Origin of the sequence: Aliivibrio sifiae, from assembly GCF_002954715.1 — a bacterium.
In the GTDB taxonomy this organism is placed as follows: Bacteria; Pseudomonadota; Gammaproteobacteria; order Enterobacterales; family Vibrionaceae; genus Aliivibrio; species Aliivibrio sifiae.
Map to the genome: position 1 here is coordinate 2,465,825 of NZ_MSCP01000001.1, position 21,421 is coordinate 2,487,245.

At 40.7% G+C, this 21,421-nt stretch carries 17 protein-coding genes; 13 read left to right on the forward strand and 4 right to left on the reverse strand.

The window, feature by feature from the left end; translation table 11 throughout:
* Positions 1-4: 4 nt before the first annotated feature.
* Together glmS and BTO23_RS11095 are read right to left on the reverse strand one after the other, a co-directional pair.
* A complete protein-coding gene (gene glmS / locus BTO23_RS11090; protein ID WP_061005679.1) occupies positions 5-1,837 on the reverse strand; it encodes a glutamine--fructose-6-phosphate transaminase (isomerizing) in 1,833 nt (610 codons plus the stop codon).
* Positions 1,838-1,962: 125 nt separating this feature from the next.
* Entirely contained in the window at positions 1,963-2,727 is a 765-nt protein-coding gene (locus BTO23_RS11095; RefSeq protein ID WP_061005678.1) for a DeoR/GlpR family DNA-binding transcription regulator, read from the reverse strand.
* Between the two features lie 226 nt (positions 2,728-2,953).
* Between BTO23_RS11095 and BTO23_RS11100 the strand changes: the two genes are divergently transcribed.
* From BTO23_RS11100 to BTO23_RS11115, 4 genes are all read left to right on the forward strand, one after another.
* A complete protein-coding gene (locus BTO23_RS11100) occupies positions 2,954-3,583 on the forward strand; it encodes a response regulator transcription factor (protein ID WP_061030588.1) in 630 nt (209 codons plus the stop codon).
* Between the two features lie 85 nt (positions 3,584-3,668).
* Positions 3,669-4,292, forward strand: a complete 624-nt coding sequence (locus tag BTO23_RS11105; protein ID WP_061005676.1) for a MarC family protein — start codon at positions 3,669-3,671, stop codon at positions 4,290-4,292.
* Positions 4,293-4,495: 203 nt separating this feature from the next.
* Entirely contained in the window at positions 4,496-4,762 is a 267-nt protein-coding gene (locus tag BTO23_RS11110) for a DUF4212 domain-containing protein (protein WP_061005671.1), read from the forward strand.
* A gap of 10 nt (positions 4,763-4,772) precedes the next feature.
* Positions 4,773-6,476 (forward strand): sodium:solute symporter family protein, encoded by a 1,704-nt coding sequence (locus tag BTO23_RS11115; protein WP_061005669.1) that lies wholly within the window; start codon positions 4,773-4,775, stop codon positions 6,474-6,476.
* A gap of 99 nt (positions 6,477-6,575) precedes the next feature.
* Here BTO23_RS11115 and BTO23_RS11120 read toward each other — a convergent pair whose 3' ends face one another.
* Positions 6,576-10,019, reverse strand: a complete 3,444-nt coding sequence (locus BTO23_RS11120; protein ID WP_105063491.1) for a PAS domain-containing hybrid sensor histidine kinase/response regulator — start codon at positions 10,017-10,019, stop codon at positions 6,576-6,578.
* 128 nt (positions 10,020-10,147) lie between these two features.
* Positions 10,148-11,293 (reverse strand): 3-phenylpropionate MFS transporter, encoded by a 1,146-nt coding sequence (locus BTO23_RS11125; RefSeq protein WP_061030585.1) that lies wholly within the window; start codon positions 11,291-11,293, stop codon positions 10,148-10,150.
* A gap of 214 nt (positions 11,294-11,507) precedes the next feature.
* On the opposite strand from BTO23_RS11125, the gene BTO23_RS11130 reads away from it, so the two are divergent.
* The 9 genes from BTO23_RS11130 to fis all read left to right on the forward strand — a co-directional run bounded on the left by BTO23_RS11130 (position 11,508) and on the right by fis (position 21,353).
* Positions 11,508-13,340, forward strand: coding sequence for a DUF294 nucleotidyltransferase-like domain-containing protein (locus tag BTO23_RS11130; protein WP_061012938.1), 1,833 nt, complete (start codon positions 11,508-11,510; stop codon positions 13,338-13,340).
* Between the two features lie 5 nt (positions 13,341-13,345).
* Positions 13,346-13,987: a 3'-5' exonuclease gene (locus tag BTO23_RS11135; protein ID WP_061012940.1), complete on the forward strand. Its 642-nt coding sequence runs from the start codon at positions 13,346-13,348 to the stop codon at positions 13,985-13,987.
* A gap of 204 nt (positions 13,988-14,191) precedes the next feature.
* On the forward strand, positions 14,192-16,141 hold the full coding sequence (gene acs / locus BTO23_RS11140; protein ID WP_061012942.1) for an acetate--CoA ligase: 1,950 nt from the start codon (positions 14,192-14,194) through the stop codon (positions 16,139-16,141).
* Positions 16,142-16,569: 428 nt separating this feature from the next.
* Complete coding sequence (gene aroQ, locus BTO23_RS11145; RefSeq protein WP_170066716.1) at positions 16,570-17,019, forward strand: type II 3-dehydroquinate dehydratase; 450 nt, start codon at positions 16,570-16,572, stop codon at positions 17,017-17,019.
* Between the two features lie 30 nt (positions 17,020-17,049).
* Positions 17,050-17,514, forward strand: a complete 465-nt coding sequence (gene accB / locus BTO23_RS11150; RefSeq protein ID WP_060992712.1) for an acetyl-CoA carboxylase biotin carboxyl carrier protein — start codon at positions 17,050-17,052, stop codon at positions 17,512-17,514.
* Between the two features lie 11 nt (positions 17,515-17,525).
* Positions 17,526-18,869, forward strand: coding sequence for an acetyl-CoA carboxylase biotin carboxylase subunit (gene accC / locus BTO23_RS11155; protein WP_061005654.1), 1,344 nt, complete (start codon positions 17,526-17,528; stop codon positions 18,867-18,869).
* A gap of 116 nt (positions 18,870-18,985) precedes the next feature.
* Positions 18,986-19,870, forward strand: coding sequence for a 50S ribosomal protein L11 methyltransferase (gene prmA / locus BTO23_RS11160; RefSeq protein WP_061005653.1), 885 nt, complete (start codon positions 18,986-18,988; stop codon positions 19,868-19,870).
* 195 nt (positions 19,871-20,065) lie between these two features.
* The gene (dusB, locus tag BTO23_RS11165) at positions 20,066-21,034 is read left to right on the forward strand and encodes a tRNA dihydrouridine synthase DusB (RefSeq protein WP_170066729.1); all 969 of its coding nucleotides are present in this window, start codon (positions 20,066-20,068) and stop codon (positions 21,032-21,034) included.
* A gap of 22 nt (positions 21,035-21,056) precedes the next feature.
* A complete protein-coding gene (gene fis / locus BTO23_RS11170; protein ID WP_005421285.1) occupies positions 21,057-21,353 on the forward strand; it encodes a DNA-binding transcriptional regulator Fis in 297 nt (98 codons plus the stop codon).
* The last annotated feature ends 68 nt before the right edge of the window (positions 21,354-21,421 follow it).

Sequence of the window (21,421 nt, forward strand, 5' to 3'; positions counted from 1 at the left end):
AAACTTACTCTACCGTTACCGCCTTCGCTAAGTTACGAGGCTGATCGACATCCGTTCCTTTAATTAAAGCAACATGATAAGACAATAATTGCATCGGAACCGTGTAATAAATAGGTGCAGTAATATCACTTACATGAGGCATAGTAATTATCTTCATGTTCTCATCCGCTTCAAAGCCTGCTTGTTCATCGGCAAACACATAAAGTAATCCACCACGGGCACGAACTTCTTCCACATTAGATTTTAATTTTTCTAATAAGTCATTAGTAGGAGCAACCACGACAACTGGCATTTCTGCATCAATAAGCGCTAATGGACCATGCTTTAGCTCACCAGCCGCATACGCTTCAGCATGAATGTATGAGATTTCTTTTAGCTTCAAAGACGCTTCAACGGCAATTGGATAAAACTCACCACGACCTAAAAATAGCGTGTGTTGCTTATCAGCAAAATCAGGCGCTAAAGCTTCAATCTCTTTATCAAACGCCAATGCTTTTTCAATTTGTGCAGGCAGAGCATGTAGAGCTTCAACTATCTCTTTTTCTTTCTCTTTTGAGATACGATTTTGTTGTTTACCTAGAGCTGTCACTAACATCAATAATGCAGCAAGTTGTGTGGTGAAAGCTTTCGTTGATGCCACACCTATCTCTGTTCCTGCACGAGTCATGAAGGCAAAATCAGACTCACGAACCAATGATGAACCCGCTACGTTACATACCGTCATTGCCCCCATGTAACCACGCTCTTTTGCAAGACGAAGGGCAGCTAAGGTATCAGCCGTTTCCCCTGATTGAGACAAAGTAATTAATAAGCTATTTGGGCGAGTAACAAATTTACGGTAACGGAACTCAGAAGCAATTTCGACATCACAACTCACACCTGCCAATGATTCGAACCAATAGCGAGCCGTCATACCTGCATTATAAGAGGTCCCACACGCAATGATTTGCACGTGTTCAACTTTATTTAAAATCTCAACGGCATTAACACCAATACTCTCAGTAACAACAGAGTCGTGAGTAATACGCCCTTCCATTGTATTGATTAACGCTTTAGGCTGTTCAAACACTTCTTTCTGCATGAAGTGACGGTATTGACCTTTATCACCCGCATCATGCTCAGCGTTTGATTCAGTCACTTCACGTTCAACTTGCTCACCATTTGCATCAAAGACAACGACATCACGACGTGTAATTTCAGCAACATCGCCTTCTTCAAGATACATAAAACGACGAGTAACATTTAATAATGCCAATTGATCAGACGCTAAAAAGTTTTCACCTACACCACGACCAATAACAATTGGGCTACCAGAACGAGCGACAACCAAACGGTCAGGATCACGTCGGTCCATTGCTACCGTTCCATACGCACCATCAAGTTGAATCGCTGTTTTTTGTACCGCTTCAATAAGTGAATTCGACGAGCGCAGCTCCCACTCAACAAGATGTGCAATCACTTCTGTATCGGTTTGAGAGACAAACACATAACCACGCTCTTGCAATAAAGAGCGCAAAACTTCATGGTTTTCGATAATGCCATTGTGAACAATCGTAATATCACCGGAAACATGAGGGTGAGCATTAATTTCAGAAGGTTCGCCATGAGTAGCCCAGCGGGTATGAGCGATACCTGTACCGCCAACGACATGGGATTCTTCAACTGCACTCGCTAATTCTTTTACTTTACCCAAACGACGTAAACGTGTGTAGTTACTATCGGCATCAACAACCGCAACGCCTGCTGAATCATAGCCGCGATATTCTAAACGACGTAATCCTTCCACTAAAATTTCAGCTACATCTCTTTGTGCAACTGCACCAACGATTCCACACATGGCAATACTCCAATTATTCTAATCTTAAATTCTTATCGTTTAAGAAACGGTTTCCGTTCCTTGGTAATAACCGCTGATTGGCAGCAAAATATCAGCGGTATAAGGGCTTATTAACCCTAATTAAATCACTGAGCTCTAATAACTCTTACACTATGTGATTCAATTTTTTGTTGGTGTTCTTGGCTTAAATCGTTATTGGTAATCAACACGTCAATGCTGTCCCATGGCAATTCCACATTAGGAATTTTTCGGCCAATTTTTTCTGATTCAACCATTAAAATAACTTCACGGGCGACTTCAGACATCACTCGACTTAACCCGACTAATTCATTAAAGGTGGTTGTTCCGCGTTCTAAATCAATACCATCAGCACCAATGAACAACTGATCAAAATCATAGGATCGTAATACAGATTCTGCCACTTGACCTTGGAATGAGTCCGAATGGCTGTCCCACGTACCCCCTGTCATTAATAACGTAGGTTCGTTCTCAATTTCTTGCAACGCATTGGCTACAGGTAGCGAGTTTGTCATTACCACCAATCCATTTCTCTTTGAGAGTTGATTAATCAGTGCCGCAGTTGTACTCCCGCTATCAATAATGATCCTGTTATGATCTTTAATGAGTTCAACGGCTGAAATTGCCAAAGACAACTTTCGATTCGAAACTTCTTCACAAGTATCTTCTTGGATAATATTCGAAGGCATTAATACCGCTCCGCCATACTTACGCATTAGCAAACCATTCTTCTCTAACTCAGTTAGATCTTTACGAATAGTCACTTCTGAGATATCAAAAAGCTCAGAAAGCTCTTCAACAGTAACTTCTCCCTTCTCTATTAATAAAGACAGGATCATATGACGGCGTTGTTTTGTGTTTCTCTTCGACATAAAAAACTCATTAAGTTTCGATTTGAAAGAAGTTTAGTTTCGTTTTAGTTGATTGTCTAGAGCTAGAAATTAATTCGTTTTAAATATTAAGATCTCGAGATCTGATCTTATTTAATGAAAACGAGAAATGAGTTAGAGATACAGCGCAGACTTTAGCGTCTAAAAATTGCTCAAAAGACGGTTAGATGTTAATTTTATTAAATAACTTATGAGGAATATTGTAGCCATGGACGATAACTACACCATTATTATTGCGGATGATCATCCCTTATTTCGCAATGCACTTTTTCAATCAATTCACATGGCTATCAGCGGTGCGAACCTACTCGAAGCCGATTCTCTTAGTGCGTTACTTAACGTACTAGAAAAAGAGCCCGATCCTGATTTACTGCTTTTAGATTTAAAAATGCCTGGCAGTAATGGAATGTCTGGGTTAATACAACTTCGTTCTCAGTACCCTGATTTACCTATTGTTGTTGTCTCTGCCAGTGAAGAACCTAGTATTATCTCTCAAGTTAAGAGTCATGGTGCTTTTGGTTTCATTCCTAAATCAAGTGACATGCGTTCACTAATATCAGCACTAAATCAAATTTTATCTGGCGATTCCTATTTTCCAGAAGGCTCAATTAAGAACTCAGCGGCCTGTGATGATTTAGCGACTAAAATTACGAGCCTTACTCCGCAGCAATATAAAGTTCTCGGAATGCTTTCTGATGGATTGCTAAACAAACAAATCGCTTATGACTTAGAAGTATCTGAAGCAACAATAAAAGCACACATGACTGCCATTTTTAGAAAGTTAGGGGTAAAAAACAGAACTCAAGCAGTTATTTTATTGCAACAGACTGAAAGTTAACCTTGATATAACACACTAGCCTATAAGTTAAGGTATATTACCCGTTCATTTTATCCCTCTGTTTAACCTAACTCTGGGAGAGTTCATGATAAGCATCCTCGTTACTCAATTCGTTGTTCTTTGGGCTGTTATCGATCCTATTGGTTCTGTACCTGTCTATCTTTCACAAACTCAACACCTATCTGCTAAGCAACGTAAAGTTGTTGCTTTGAAGGCCGTTGCTATTGCGACCGCCGTACTATTATTCTTTCTTGTCATTGGGCAATTATTGCTAGAAGCAATGCAAATCCCATTACCAGCCTTTCAAGTAGCTGGTGGCTTGGTCTTGTTGATCTTCGCTTTAACTATGATTTTTGGCGAAAGCAAACCAGAGCAAGAGCAGAAATTAAGTGAAGATATTAGCCACTCTGACCTTGCAGATTTAGCCGTTTACCCTTTAGCTATCCCATCAATTGCGTCACCAGGTGCAATGATGGCAATTGTGATGTTAACTGATAATTCTAGGTATTCTTTTTTAGATCAATCAATTACCGCAGCTGTCATGATTGTTGTTCTCGTGATTACTCTATGTTTACTTCTTGGTGCAACCTTCATTCATAAAATAATAGGAAATGTGGGGGCCGCAATAATTAGTCGTGTTATGGGGTTAATTCTGGCGGCAGTTGCGGTTAATAACTTATTACTTGGCATCAAAGATTTCTATTTTTAAGCATATATCTAAGGTAAATACTTTAGACCTTGGTATCAATTAACATAACGCTAACACAATAAAATCGATACATACCTCACATAAAACGCTCATATTTCGAGCGTTTTTCTTTATCTGCTCGACTAAAGTTGCACTGTTTTCTTCCTTTCTCACTGCTAACCTCTTTTTGGTTACATATTATTAACATTAAAAAGGAGCCAGCTATGGCGTTCGAAACAAAAGAACAAGCACAAGCCTATTGGAAGGAAAATCTAGGAATAATGGGTGGACTACTCTTCGTCTGGTTTGCTGTCTCATTTGGTGCAGGCATTTTATTTGTCGATGTTCTGGATACGATTCAAATTGGGGGCTTTAAATTAGGCTTCTGGTTTGCACAACAAGGTTCAATTTATACCTTTGTTGCCCTGATCTTTATCTATGTGATTCGCATGAATGCACTAGATAAAAAATACAACGTACAAGAAGACTAGAGGAATTAGCATGGATATCCAAACTTGGACGTTTATATTAGTAGGTATCACTTTTACCCTTTATATCGGGATAGCAATATGGGCTCGCGCGGGATCAACCAGTGAGTTCTATGTTGCTGGTGGTGGGGTTCACCCTGTCGCCAATGGTATGGCAACCGCCGCAGACTGGATGTCGGCCGCATCATTTATTTCCATGGCAGGTATCATTTCTTTTGTTGGTTATGATGGTGCTGTTTATCTAATGGGTTGGACTGGCGGCTATGTTCTTTTAGCCTTATGTCTTGCTCCTTATTTACGTAAATTTGGTAAGTTTACTGTGCCAGATTTCATCGGTGAGCGTTACTATTCAAAAACAGCACGTATGGTTGCAGTGTTCTGTGCCATCTTTGTTTCTTTCACTTACGTGGCAGGGCAAATGCGTGGTGTCGGCGTAGTATTCTCTCGATTCCTTGAGGTTGATATTAACCTCGGTATCATCATTGGTATGTGTATCGTATTTTTCTATGCGGTATTAGGTGGCATGAAAGGCATCACTTATACGCAGGTCGCTCAATTCTGTGTCCTCATTTTCGCCTTCCTTGTTCCTGCCGTTTTCACTTCAATCATGATGACAGGTAACGTATTCCCTCAAGTTGGTATGGGCTCAACCATTACTGGCTCTGAAGTTTACTTGCTGGATAAATTAGATGGGTTAACAACAGAACTTGGCTTCACACCTTATACTGACGGATCTAAGAGTATGGTTGATGTGTTTTTCATCTGTGCAGCTCTTATGGTTGGTACTGCTGGCCTGCCTCATGTAATCATTCGTTTTTTCACAGTTCCTCGCGTTAAAGATGCACGTATTTCTGCGGGCTGGGCATTACTGTTTATTTCATTCTTATACACCACAGCACCTGCGGTTGCCGCATTTGCTCGTGTGAATATGATTGAAACTATCAATGGTCCAGATAGCCTAGGGGTTGCTGCTGCTGATGCACCTAGCTGGTATAAAAACTGGGAAAGCACCGGTCTTGTTGGTTGGGAAGATAAAAATGGCGATGGCAAGATGTTCTACTCTGGTGATGACCGAAATGAAATGGACATCAACCGAGATATCATCGTATTAGCCTCTCCTGAATTAGCAAGTTTACCAAACTGGGTTGTTGCACTATTAGCTGCCGGTGGTTTAGCCGCTGCACTATCAACGGCTGCCGGTCTATTACTGGTTATTTCTACCTCAATTTCTCACGATTTATTGAAGAAAGGGATAAAACCTAACATGACAGATAAACAAGAGTTACTCGCCGCCCGAGTAGCAGCAGCTGTCGCCATTGTTGGTGCTGGTTATCTAGGAATAAATCCACCGGGCTTTGTTGCACAGGTTGTCGCCTTCGCCTTCGGGTTAGCCGCTGCATCCTTCTTCCCTGCCATCATCTTAGGTATTTTCTATAAGAAGATGAATAAAGAAGGGGCAATTGCGGGCATGGTTTCAGGTGTGGTATTCACTACGGCTTATATTGTTTACTTCAAATTCATTAACCCAACAGCAAGCACCCCTGATAACTGGTGGTTTGGTATTAGTCCTGAAGGGATTGGTACGCTAGGTATGTGTGTGAACTTCATTGTTTCAATTGCAGTAAATAAAGTAACCGCTGAAGTACCTCAAGATGTGCAAGATATGGTTGAATCAATCCGTTACCCTAAAGGTGCGGGTGAAGCTCACGACCACTAAACTAAGATATGAATAACAATAAATAACGTCAGAAATAACAGCTAAAATTAAAAGGAGTTAGTCATTACTAACTCCTTTTTTTATATTATTTATCAATACCTAAGAGCTAACATGGCGATTCAACACGGCTCTTAACTTTAATGGTTTTACAGGTTTAGCAATAAATCCAAAGCCATTGCTTTTAATGCTTTCTAATAAGTCATCGGTTTTATCTGCACTGATCATTACCCCTTCAAAACGATTCCCTAAACGCAGGCGACATTGTTGTAATACTTCTAATCCCGTCCTATCATTATCCAATCGATAATCAGAGAAAATAACATCAGGACTCCAATCATTTTCCAAGCAATGTAAACTACTAAACAAATCAGTGGCGGTTTTCACCTCACAGCCCCAACGTTGTAATAAAGATTCCATTCCTATCAGAATATCTGGTTCATTATCCACACATAACACGCGTAGCGAACTTAATGGTAATTCTGGCTTTTGTGCTACCGTAGGCATTTCCCTTTTTAACTCAACGCCATGATCTAATGTGACAGAAAATACCGAACCTTTATTTACCCACGAACGCAACGAGATAGTATGTCCAAGTACATGAGATATCCCACGAGCAATCGCCAATCCCAAGCCTAAACCTTGATCGGCCCGGCTCTGATCAACTCGAGTAAATTCATCAAAGATAGCTTGCTGTTTTTCTTCGGGAATGCCTATACCACTATCCCATACATCGAGACGAATTTTTCCCTCAACTCTTCTTGCCCCCAATACGACTTTTCCTTGAGGATTATATCGAAAGGCATTGGTTAGGAAGTTTTGCAGTACTCGACGTAATAATTTTGGATCAGATTCCACCACTAAATTAGAATGTATAACGTTAAAATCTATTCCTTGTTGCTTGGCTAATGCACCAAACTCCGCTTCTAAATTTGACAACATTGAGTTGAGTGAAAAACCATATACGTTTGTTTCTAACTTACCCGCTTCTAAACGAGAGATATCCAGTAAATCACCTATTAACTCTTCTGCCGCCCCTAATGCACTTTCAATATGCCCTGATATTTTCTTTGTCTCACCATCTTTAGCGACTTCGCTTAATGAAGAAGCAAACAAGCGTGCCGCATTCAGTGGTTGCATTAAATCATGACTCACCGCTGCCAGTAATCGTGTTTTTGAATGCGAGGCTTTCTCTGCACTTTGGGTTGCGCCAACCAGGCGTTGATTTAATTTTTCTAATTCTCTGGTTCGCTCATGAACCCTAGACTCTAAAGTCTCATTAGTTTCTTTTAATGCTTTTTCTGCCTGTCTAAAAACGGTGATATCGCTAAAACTCATCACAAACCCGCCATTTGGCATCGGATTACCTTGTACCTCAATAACCTGACCATCCGCTCTTATCCGTGAAGATACATGACGCGTTCCTCGCTCTAAATGCTCTACTCGTCGTTGAACGTGTATTTCAGGATCACCCGGACCACATAAACCTTGCTCTGCATTGTGGCGGATAACATCTGCAATTGGTCGCCCTACTTGAATCAGTCCAGAAGGAAAGGTAAATAATTCTAAATAACGCTGATTCCATGCCACTAGCTTCATTTGCTTATCCACCACGGCAATCCCTTGACTGATATGCTCAATGGCACCTTGCAATAAACCACGGCTAAAGTCATACAACTCAGAGGCTTCATCTACAATCGTTGCTACCTCCTCAAGCTGCATATTTCTTCCCTGTAATGCCGAGGTTAATACCAACCGAGAAGAAGACGCACCAAAGACTCCAGCGAGTACACGCTCTGTATGCCTAATTAATTGAGAACTCGCTTGTTGTTGTGGAAGTAACTCTTCACTCTGTTGCTCTGCGAACTGACGAAATGCTTTTCGTGCTCTTTTCCGCCCAACAAATCGAGAAGCCAGCATTTCAAGCTCACCAACCGTAACCCGAGTTTGATATACGCTGACATCTTCACTCTCAGGCAAAGGTGCTCCAACAAAGGCGGCGGCTTGTAAGCGCTCACTCAGTGAAGCTCTAGTAACAAAAGAAACCACAATAAATAAGACAGCATTCAAGCCTAAACTCATCATCATTCCCCAATCAGAAGCTTTTACTTCTAATTGCTGTAGCCATTCCGGCGGAGTAATTATCCATAGTAAAACGTTATTTTCAGCACTTCCTGCCAACATTTGAGTTTGGCTCATTAAGGTAATTAACCAAACCATAAAACCTATCGCTAATCCGGCATAGACCCCTTTTTTATTGCCTTGTCGCCAATACAAGCCACCAATTAATGCAGGAGCAAATTGAGCGATAGCCGCAAATGCCAATAAACCAATTACCGATAAAGATTCTATCGAATCAAGAGCCTGATAAAACCCCCAAGCCCCAACTAATAACAAAACTATCAACAAGCGTCGAATGGTCACTAATAAATTAGAAAAATGACCAAACGTTCGAGCCGTTGTTTTTACTCGACGCAATAACAAAGGCAGAACAAGATCATTCGAGACCATGATAGCAAGTGCAATAGTAGAAACGATCACCATACCACTTGCTGCGGAGGTGCCTCCGACAAACGCTAATAGCGCCATGTGATCTGCACCAATAGAAAGCGGAACGCTAATGATAAAACCATCACTAGCAATATCACCAGAAAGCAGAGCTTGCCCTGCCCAAGAGATAGGAAGAACAAACAACCCCATCAATAATAAATAGAGAGGAAATACCCACCGTGCTGTACGTAGATCTTGAGCTCGTTCATTTTCAACTACGATAGTATGAAACTGCCTCGGCAAACAAATGATAGCCGCCATTGTTAACAAAGTATGAAACAATAACGTAATTAGATTTGGTGACTGATACGTCTCTTTTGCAACCGAAATAAGATCAATACTTGGCTCTGAATAAGCCAAATAAACAATGAACCCACCAACAGAAAGAAAAGCAATAAGTTTAACGATAGATTCAAACGCGACAGCCATCATTAAGCCTCGATGATGCTCTGTGGTATCAATATGTCGAGTTCCAAAAAGAATAGTAAAAATAGCAAGTGCCCCACCAACAAACCAAGAGATATGACCATCTTGATACCCTAAATCTTGAGCTAAATTAGGAGCAACAAGATCTAATCCCATTGTTATTCCCCTCAATTGCAACGCAATATAAGGAAGGATACCAATCACTGCGATGATAGTAATCACACCAGCAAGACCTTGAGATTTACCGTAACGAGCCGCAATAAAATCGGCAATAGAAGTGATATGCTCACGCTTTGCAATTAAGATAATTCTGGCTAAAAAACGCCATGCGAAGACAAAAACAAAAATAGGAGCAAGGTAGATAGGAAGGAAAGCCCACGGGTTATTAGTGGCTTGGCCCACGGTGCCATAAAAGGTCCATGAGGTACAATAAACGGCAATAGAAAGACTGTAAATCCATGAGCGATAACGAGCTAACCACCCTTTTTGACGATCACCATACCAGGCAATTAAAAACAATAATCCTAAATAGGCCAACGAAACTGGCACTACAATCCATCCTTGTGTCATCACTCATCCTTGGTGATACCACTCTAGTGCCATAAAAAAACGCTAGAAGGGTACAAATACTCTGTAGCACCATTCTAGCGTTTTATTACTGCTTCGTTTTTATACAAGCCGACAAATGTGATTAGGGCCTATTTATCTTTTACTTTGTCTAATTTAATCATCAGAGCAAAAATACCCATTGCCGCCATTATCCAGAAAATATTTGCGCCCCACGCTTCATAACCCCAACCACTTAATGTCGTCATTAAGGCGATAAACGCACCAAGAGGAATTGCATTATATAACGCTTGCAGTGGTATCATTTTGTTTTGAGGGAATTTTTGAATGTATTGGATCGCCGCTAAATGCGCCATAGCAAAAGTCACACCATGCAATGCTTGAACAAGTACCAAGGCAAATAAATCAGTCGTAGCTGCCGTTAGGCCCCAACGAACCATTACCCCTACCGCCGCCACTTTAAATAACGTTGATATTTTCCATCCTGCAAATAATTGTTTACTGAAAGCAAATATCATTACTTCTGCTACCACACCCAGGCTCCATAAGTAACCGATAGTACTCTCTTGATACCCTGATTCTTTCCAATAAATAGAGCTAAAACTATAATACGCAGCATGACTACCTTGGATTAATGACACTAAAATAATAAATTTTAAGACCGGCGTTTCACTCAACAGTGAAAGTAATTTTGGTCGTGTTTGATCTTCTTCAGCAACCGACACAGGCATTGGATTAGGATTACGCATGACTAAGAATAGTGCAGCTAATATCCCTGCAATCGCAGTATAAACGATCATATCAGTACCAAAACCTGATACTAGATAACCAACAACCGTAGATCCCGCAATAAAACTCACAGAGCCCCATAAGCGCGTTCGACCATAATCCAATAAATTATTTTTTGCATAGTAATTTGTCATCGCATCTGACAAAGGAACGGCTGGCCCGCATGACAAATTAAATAATACGGTGACAAATGCCATCCACCAGAAATTACCGCCATTAATTAAAAACAAACCAAGCGCAACTAAGGAGGCGAGCGTCAATACTCGTAATGCAGGGATCAAATATTCCACTTTATGCAAACGAGGAGTTATCACTAAATTCGCAACACAACGCGTCGCAAATCCTAAACCAATTAAGACACCGATATCTCCAGCTGATACCCCTTGGTCTTCAAACCACAACGCCCAAAAAGGTAAATACACGCCGTAGGCAAAAAAGAATCCACCAAAATATTGAGAGATCCAAGCAAAGGGAGATACGCGAAACATGATAATGTCCAAAAGGAAATAAAAAGAGGTGAGCATTATGGCATCGTATTGATTTATAAAAAGGGAAAACAAGACAGATGAAAACTGCACCTTTTAAAATGTGACTTCGACTTCAATTTTTAATCAATTAATAAGAGACCTAGACTAAAGTCGTCTTCATTACTTAGTGATTTATAGTGAAAATAAGATCACTAACCTAGGAAAGGATGGAGCTATGCCAAGTGAACTCAATGTCTCAATTGCTCCATTTAATACACTAACGACCCTAGAAAAAGAGCAACTAACTCGTCATGTCGATATAGCCTATTTCCGAGCTGGGGATACATTACTGCATGAAGGACAAGCGTCTGATAATGTCTTCATCATTATAAAAGGCGTTGTTGAAGAGCGTTCAAATAGCAATGGAGAGATCTATGCACATTATACCCATGATGATCTTTTTGATATCCGATCTCAATTTGAAGGCTCCGCCAAACACTCCTATCACGCAATCGAAGATACATTATGTCATCTTCTTCCTAGCTCTGTTTTTCTCTCTTTATATGAAAATAATCATGCTTTTTCTGCCTATTTCAATAACAGCTTAGCCAAACGAAAAGCATTAATTACACAAGCACACCAACAACAAAACCTCGCCGAATTTATACTCACTAAAGTAGATAATGATACGATTCAAGAGTGCCTCGTTGTCGATGGAAATACATCATTAAAACATGTCACGCATTTACTCAAAGAACATAATGCAGACGCTTTATTTGTAGAATTGAATCAATACGACAAACGACATCAAGCAACCAGCAACCACTTACCTTTTGGCATTATTACTCGTACCGACTTATTGCACGCCTTAATGCTTGATGGGCTTACTCCTAATCACCCCTCGGGACCAATAGCAACTTACCCTATTGTTCATATCAATAAAGGGGACTATCTCTTTAATGCCATGACATTAATGACTCGCCATCGAGTAAAACGCGTTGCTGTTCTCGAAAATAATCAACTCATTGGCATGTTAGATATGACTCAGGTCTTGAGTCTTTTTTCTACTCACTCTCATGTTCTTACATTACGGATCGCCAGAGCACAAAGTATTGAAGAGCTTGCGATAGCCGCCAATAGCCAAACACACCTAATTGAAACCTTAATTAATAACGGTATTCGCACTCGATTTATTATGGAATTAATTTCAACCGTTAATGAACAAATTATTGAAAAAGCATTTAGTTTGGTTGTGCCTAAAAGCTTACATAATCATTGCTGCTTCATAGTCATGGGATCCGAAGGTAGAGGTGAGCAGGTTCTAAAAACCGATCAAGACAATGCCTTAATCATTAAAGATAACGTTGACTGGCCTGATATTCATACTCTGATGAAAAAGTTAACTCAAACGCTACAACAGTTAGGTTACCCATTATGTAAAGGAAACATAATGGTAAGTAATCCTCATTGGGTAAAAACAGAGGGAGAATGGCTACGTTATATTGAAAAAATATGCACCGAACATAATGGCAATAATATGATGAATTTAGCTATATTTTCTGACTCTCAAGCGATTGCTGGTAATCATGAGTTACTTTCTCCCTTAAAAAAATGCATCGCTAACAAGCTCAAAGATAACGATCTCATCCTCAGTATTTTTACTCGTCCGGCTCTTCAATTTACTGTCCCATTAACCTTGTTTGGCAATATAAAAAATAAAAAAGAAGGCATTGATATCAAGCAAGGCGGTATTTTTCCAATTGTTCACGGGATCCGAGCATTGTCATTAGAGCAAGGGATAGATAAAACCAACACTTTCCAACGTATTGACGAGTTACGCCTACGAAAAATACTAGAACCATCTACCGCAGATAATTTAAGTGAGGCATTAAAATTATTTTTCAAATGGCGCTTACGCCATCAATTACAAGAGAAAACAACTCAACTCACGAATCATATTCACATAGAGCGACTTGATAGAACTGAACGGGATTTATTGCGCCACAGTCTACACATAGTTAAAAAATTCAAAGAATGGCTTGGTTATCATTATCAGATCAGGGATTAATAATAATGAATCGACTGCAACGTCACTGGTGGCACTATAAATTACGAATTCACCCACACCGTGAGTTATTTACTCAATATTCTGGAGATGAATTAGTTTCGATTGATTGCGAAACCACGAGTCTGGATCCGAGTCATGCCGAATTGGTCTCAATTGCCGCCATCAAAATAAAAAATAATAAAGTAATCACAAGCCAGAGCATACATTTAAAATTAAGGCCTCCACAGAACCTTACTTCTGATTCAATAAAAATACATCAACTAAGGCACCAAGATTTAACTCATGGGATATCAGAAAAAGAGGCCCTTGAGCAACTCATTCAATTTATTGGACGCCGCCCAATTGTTGGGTACCACATTCATTATGATAAGAAGATTTTAGATCGCGTCAGTCTACGCCACTTCAGACACCCCCTACCAAACTCACTCATTGAAGTGAGCCACCTTTATCATCATAAATTAGAAAGATTATTACCTAATGCATATTACGATTTAAGCATTGAAGCTATTTCTCGACATTTAGACCTGCCACAGGCCGAACGCCATGATGCTCTTGAAGATGCCATTGCCGCTGCTCTTATTTATGTGCGCTTAACTTATGGAGATTTCCCTGAACTACCTAAAATAAGAAATGCCCATAGTTACTGATCTGTCTCTCAAAAACCAACTCTTATCTGTTCAAAAATTCAGTAAACCCTTCTTTCTCTGACTAAAGTCTAATTGTTGAAAACGCATTTCTAGCAGAAAGTAATATCAACCCTACTAATAAAAAAGCAGAGCCAATGAAGGCGCTGCCATAAATCCAGCGACATACTAATCTGGATATTTGCTGTATTCACAAGGAGAACCAACATGAGTGACATTCACGTATACCCAGTCAATCAAGACATCGCAAAACATGCACATGCTGATGAAGATAAATACCGTGAAATGTACCAGCAATCCGTTATTAACCCTGAGGGGTTTTGGCGTGAGCATGGACAAATAGTCGATTGGATGACTCCTTACACTAAAGTAAAAAATACCTCTTTTGATACTGGTCACGTAGACATTAAATGGTTTGAAGATGGCGAGTTAAATGTCTCAGCAAACTGTATTGATCGCCACCTTGCTACTCGTGGTGACGACGTTGCGATCATCTGGGAGGGCGATGATCCTCAAGATGATGCCTCAATTACATTCAACGAGCTTCACGAACAAGTATGTAAATTCTCAAACGCACTAAAAAGCCAAGGGGTACGTAAAGGTGATGTGGTCTGTATTTATATGCCAATGGTCGCTGAAGCTGCTGTAGCTATGCTTGCTTGTACTCGTATTGGTGCAGTTCACACGGTTGTTTTTGGTGGTTTCTCTCCAGAAGCACTAGCGGGTCGCATTGTCGATTCAGATGCAAAAGTAGTGATCACCGCTGACGAAGGCGTTCGTGGTGGGCGTACCGTCCCTCTAAAGAAAAACGTCGATGATGCATTAAATAATCCTGAAGTAACCACCATTGAAAAAGTGGTTGTATTCCAACGTACAGGTAATGATGTAGATTGGAATGAAGGACGCGATGTATGGTGGCATGAAGCGACCGCTGTTGCTTCTGCACATTGTGCACCTGAAGCAATGAATGCTGAAGATCCTCTTTTCATTCTTTACACCTCCGGCTCAACAGGTAAACCTAAAGGCGTATTACACACCACTGGCGGCTACCTTGTTTATGCAGCAATGACCTTTAAATATATTTTTGATTACCAAGAAGGCGAAGTGTTTTGGTGTACTGCCGATGTAGGTTGGATAACAGGTCATACTTATCTAATTTATGGGCCGCTGGCCAATGGAGCAAAAACCATTTTATTTGAAGGTGTGCCAAATTACCCAAGCACAAGCCGCATGAGCGAAGTGGTGGATAAGCATAATGTAAATATTCTTTATACTGCACCAACGGCTATCCGAGCATTAATGGCTCAAGGCAATGATGCTATTGAAGGAACATCAAGAACATCATTACGAGTCATGGGTTCTGTTGGTGAGCCAATTAACCCTGAAGCATGGGAATGGTATTACAACACCATTGGTGATGCCCGTTGCCCTATCGTTGATACGTGGTGGCAAACGGAAACGGGCGGGATTTTAATCTCTCCACTTCCTGGGGCAACCGCATTGAAACCAGGTTCTGCAACTCGCCCTTTCTTTGGTGTTCAACCAGCTTTGGTTGATAACATGGGCAACCTTATTGAAGGCGCTGCCGATGGAAACTTAGTTATTACTGATTCTTGGCCGGGACAAATGCGTACCATTTATGGTGACCACGAACGTTTTGAACAAACCTATTTCTCAACCTTTAAAGGCATGTATTTCACGAGTGATGGCGCTAGACGTGATGAAGATGGTTATTATTGGATTACTGGACGTGTCGATGATGTATTAAATGTATCAGGTCACCGCATGGGTACGGCTGAAGTAGAATCTGCTCTTGTTGCTTTTGATAAAATTGCCGAAGCGGCCATTGTCGGTGTTCCACACGATATTAAAGGCCAAGCTATTTACGCATACATAACATTAAACTCAGGTGAATACCCAAGTGCTGAATTACATAAAGAAGTAAAAGATTGGGTAAGAAAAGAAATTGGTCCTATCGCTACACCGGATTTCTTGCATTGGACTGATTCACTACCCAAAACACGTTCAGGTAAAATTATGCGTCGTATTCTTCGAAAAATCGCAACAGGCGACACCTCTAATTTAGGTGATACTTCTACACTTGCAGACCCTAGTGTGGTCGATAAACTCATTGAAGAGCAAAGAAAAATTGCTTAGATAAAATAAGAATCTAACCTCCCCAAAGCCGCTATTAATCATAATAGTGGTTTTTTTATTGTGACTCTTAGCTCAAATTGACAGATCTTTTCCTAACAACCTTCTTTGAAGCTAATAAACAAAATAAAAAACTGTATAGTTGTTCTACAAGTTGAAAGTATTTGTTAACTAACGGATAAAATCACTGAACTTAATAGTCCTCTACTATTCTAATTATCATATATGAGCCAAAAAATGTTTTATTCACGACACCAAGAATGAAACTTAGAGCTGATAAGACCAGTATTTTGCTGCGATTTGCTGTGATATTGTCTATAATTGCTTTTTATGAGCATTCGCAAGACAAAAATTGCAAAAGCTCATCGAATCTAATATAAAAGATGTGCTTTTTTTACTTTAACCGTAAAAACAAGGAATTTAGCATCACAATGTCTACTCAATCGCGAATTTTAGTTCTCAATGGTCCGAACCTTAATTTATTAGGTCTTCGAGAACCGGCACATTATGGCAGTCAAAATTTAGAACAGATTGTTAACGCTCTAACCATTCAAGCTAATACGTTGGATGTTGAACTCGAGCATTTACAATCAAATCGTGAATATGAGTTGATTGAAGCTATTCATAATGCTTATCAACGTATTGATTTCATTATTATCAACCCAGCCGCGCTTACTCATACGAGTGTCGCTTTGCGTGATGCATTGCTTGGGGTTGATATTCCTTTTATTGAAGTGCACTTATCTAATGTCTATGCACGCGAACCTTTCCGCCACCATTCTTATCTTTCAGATAAAGCGGTCGGTGTGATTTGTGGATTAGGTGCCGATGGCTACGAATTTGCTTTGAATGCTGCGATAAAACGCCTGCGTTCAAATTAATCACTGAATATAAACAGAAGAGATTACACAATGGATATCCGCAAAATTAAAAAACTGATCGAACTAGTTGAAGAATCTGGTATTGCAGAACTTGAGATTTCTGAAGGTGAAGAATCTGTACGTATCAGCCGTGCGGTAGCACCTATGGCTCAACTTGCACCAATGCAAGCAGTTGCAGCTCCTGCACCAGTTGCGGCTCCAACAGCAGCACCTGTTGCAACAGCGGCGGCTCCAGTAGCTGCAGCTCCTGCTGAAGTAGCTGGTCATAAAGTTTGCTCTCCAATGGTTGGTACTTTCTACGGCGCTTCAAGCCCTGATGCAAAACCATTTGTTAAAGTTGGTCAACAAGTTACTGCTGGCGATACTCTATGTATCATCGAAGCAATGAAAATGATGAACCAAATCGAAGCAGATAAATCAGGCGTAGTTACCGCGATTCTAGTTGAAGACGGCAACCCGGTTGAGTTTGATCAACCTCTTGTTATCATCGAATAATAGAGGCCTCTATGTTAGATAAATTAGTTATCGCAAACCGTGGTGAAATTGCACTGCGTATCTTGCGAGCATGTAAAGAACTTGGTATTAAAACGGTTGCTGTTCACTCTACGGCCGACCGTGATTTAAAACACGTTCTTCTTGCTGATGAAACGATTTGTATTGGTCCTGCTCGTGGTATCGACAGCTACCTAAATATTCCTCGTATTATCAGTGCGGCAGAAGTAACAGGAGCTGTAGCTGTTCACCCTGGTTATGGCTTCCTTTCTGAAAATGCAGATTTCGCAGAACAAGTTGAACGTTCTGGTTTTATCTTTGTTGGTCCAAAAGCGGAAACTATTCGCATGATGGGTGACAAAGTATCAGCAATCACTTCTATGAAAAAAGCGGGCGTACCTTGTGTACCTGGTTCTGACGGTCCGTTAGATGATGATGCAGCTAAAAATAAAGCTCACGCAAAACGTATCGGTTTCCCTGTAATCATCAAAGCCTCTGGTGGCGGCGGTGGTCGTGGTATGCGTGTTGTTCGTGCCGAAAAAGATCTTGTTGAAGCAATCGCAATGACTCGCGCAGAAGCAAAAGCATGTTTCAATAACGATATGGTTTACATGGAAAAATTCCTTGAAAACCCTCGTCATATTGAAGTTCAAGTTCTTGCTGATGGCCAAGGTAATGCAATTCATCTTGGTGAGCGTGACTGTTCTATGCAACGTCGCCACCAAAAAGTAGTTGAGGAAGCTCCGGCTCCTGGCATCACTGAAGAGATGCGTAAATACATCGGTGACCGTTGTACTCGTGCGTGTATCGAAATTGGTTATCGTGGCGCTGGTACGTTTGAATTCCTATACGAAAATGGTGAATTCTACTTCATTGAAATGAACACTCGTATCCAAGTTGAGCATACGATTACTGAAATGGTAACGGGCATCGACCTAGTAAAAGAGCAACTTCGTATTGCGGCTGGCCAACCATTATCTTATACACAAGATGATATTAAGCTACGTGGCCATTCTATTGAATGCCGTATTAATGCTGAAGATTCTGTTAAATTCCTACCGTCTCCAGGTAAGATAACGCGCTTCCATGCTCCTGGTGGTATGGGCGTTCGTTGGGAATCTCACATCTATACTGGCTACACAGTGCCACCACATTACGATTCAATGATCGGTAAGCTAATTACTTACGGTGAAAATCGTGATGTTGCTATTGCTCGTATGAAGAACGCATTAAGTGAAATGATTGTTGAAGGTATTAACGTAAATACTTCTCTTCAATTATCAATCATGAACGATGAAAACTTCCAACACGGCGGTGCTAATATTCATTACCTAGAGAAAAAATTAGGTCTTCAATAAGACGCCAATTTGATTCTTTAAGTTAAAGAAATAAATAAAGGCCGTGAGTGATTACACTCACGGCCTTTTTCTATGGTAAAATTCGCCGATATTTTCAACTAAATAAAGTGATCCCCATGCCTTGGATTCAAGTAAAACTAAACGCTACTTCTGAAAATGCTGAACAAATCAGTGATATGCTAATGGAAGAGACAGGTGCTCTTTCAGTCACATTTTTAGATGCAAAAGATGTCCCTATCTTCGAACCTCTTCCTGGAGAGACTCGTTTATGGGGCGAGACAGATATTGTTGCTCTTTATGATGCAGAAACCGACATGGATTTAGTGATTACACAGTTGAAAGCAAGTAACGTTCTAGACGATAACTTTGCTTACAAAGTTGAGCAACTAGAAGACAAAGATTGGGAACGTGAATGGATGGATAACTTCCACCCAATGAAGTTTGGTGAGCGTTTATGGATCTGCCCAAGCTGGCTTGAAATCCCAGAACCTGACGCTGTTAACGTAATGCTTGACCCGGGTTTAGCATTCGGTACTGGTACCCATGCCACAACAGCACTTTGTCTTGAATGGTTAGAAAGCATCGATCTTAAAGGTAAAACGGTTATCGATTTTGGTTGTGGTTCTGGCATTTTGGCGATCGCCGCGATCAAACTAGGTGCTGCAAAAGTCGTAGGGATCGACATTGATCCTCAAGCGATCACGGCATCAAAAGACAATGCAACTCGTAATGGCGTCGCTGATCAACTTGAGTTATTCCTGCCTCAAGACCAACCTGAAAACCTTGTAGCTGACGTTGTAGTTGCTAATATTCTTGCTGCTCCTTTACGTGAGCTTTCAAGTATTATCACCGCTCACGTGAAGCCAAAAGGCGTCTTAGCAATGTCTGGTGTACTTGATACTCAAGCGCTTGATGTCGCTTCATACTACTCTGAGAACTTCACTCTTGATGCAATTGCTGAGCAACAAGAATGGTGTAGAATCTCAGGAATTAAGAAGTAATGTCCTCTCAGACCTACTCTTCCTAGAAAAAACTTCAATGCCTCAATACTAAATTTGAGGCATAAAACCGTCTAATTGACTGAAATATAAACAAATTGAACAAACAATTTGTAAATGCTCAAAATTTGGTCTTTTCAGGCGAGCAAAAAATGCGTAAAATGCGCGCCCTTGCTGACACAAACGTGTGTGGATGTTTTGCAGATAGGTAAATATACATTAAACAACAATCTTATCGTTGCTCCTATGGCTGGTGTAACCGATAGGCCTTTTCGTGAGTTGTGTATGCGTTACGGCGCAGGCATGGCCGTGAGCGAAATGATGTCTTCTAATCCAAAACTGTGGAAAACATCTAAGTCCCAAAATCGCATGGTACATGAAGGTGAATCTGGTATTCGCTCAGTACAAATTGCAGGGGCAGATCCAAAGTTAATGGCGGAAGCAGCGCAACACTGTGTTGAAACTGGTGCGCAAATCATCGATATCAATATGGGATGCCCTGCTAAAAAAGTGAATAAGAAGCTTGCGGGTTCAGCGCTTCTACAACGACCAGATCTGATCGAAGAGATCTTACTGGCTGTTGTGAATGCGGTTGATGTTCCTGTCACTCTGAAAACTCGTACAGGCTGGGATCCAGACAATAGAAACTGTGTTCAGGTTGCAAAAATGGCAGAACAGTGTGGCATTCAGGCTTTAGCGCTCCATGGGCGAACCAGAGCTTGTATGTACAAAGGTGATGCTGAGTACGACAACATTAAAGCGGTAAAAGAAGCGATTTCTATTCCGGTTATAGCGAACGGTGATATCGACTCGCCGGAGAAGGCTCGCTTTGTGCTTGATTACACAGGCGCAGACGCTTTAATGATCGGCCGTCCTGCACAAGGTAGGCCATGGATTTTTCAAGAAATCCAACATTATTTAGAAACGGGCGAACTCATGCCACCTCTTCCTATTGAAGAAGTGAAGGCTACTTTACTTGGCCATGTTCATGCACTTCATCTATTTTATGGTGAGTTTTTAGGCCCTCGCATTGCTCGTAAGCATGTGGGTTGGTACTTAAAAGAGCATGAGCAAGCAAATGAGTTCCGCCGCAGCTTTAACGCGATAGAGGACGCTTCACAGCAACTCCATCAGCTTGAAAGCTATTTCGACCACGTTGCATCATAATAACAGAAGAGCTAAACAGAATATGTTCGATCAATCTATGACTTCAGAAGCATTAACAGTTACAACAGTTACAGCACAAGACCAAATTACTCAGAAACCACTACGTGACTCTGTTAAGGCTTCGCTGAAAAACTACTTAGGCCAATTAAACGGCCAAGAAGTTAACGACTTATATGAATTAGTATTAGCTGAAGTAGAGCAACCTCTACTAGACATGATCATGCAGCATACTCGCGGCAACCAAACGAAAGCAGCAAACATGATGGGTATCAACCGTGGTACGCTTCGCAAGAAACTTAAAAAATACGGCATGAACTAATCAAGCCTTATTGAAAATTCAAAGCAGTGTTAAGTAATTAACACTGCTTTTTTTATATCTATAATATA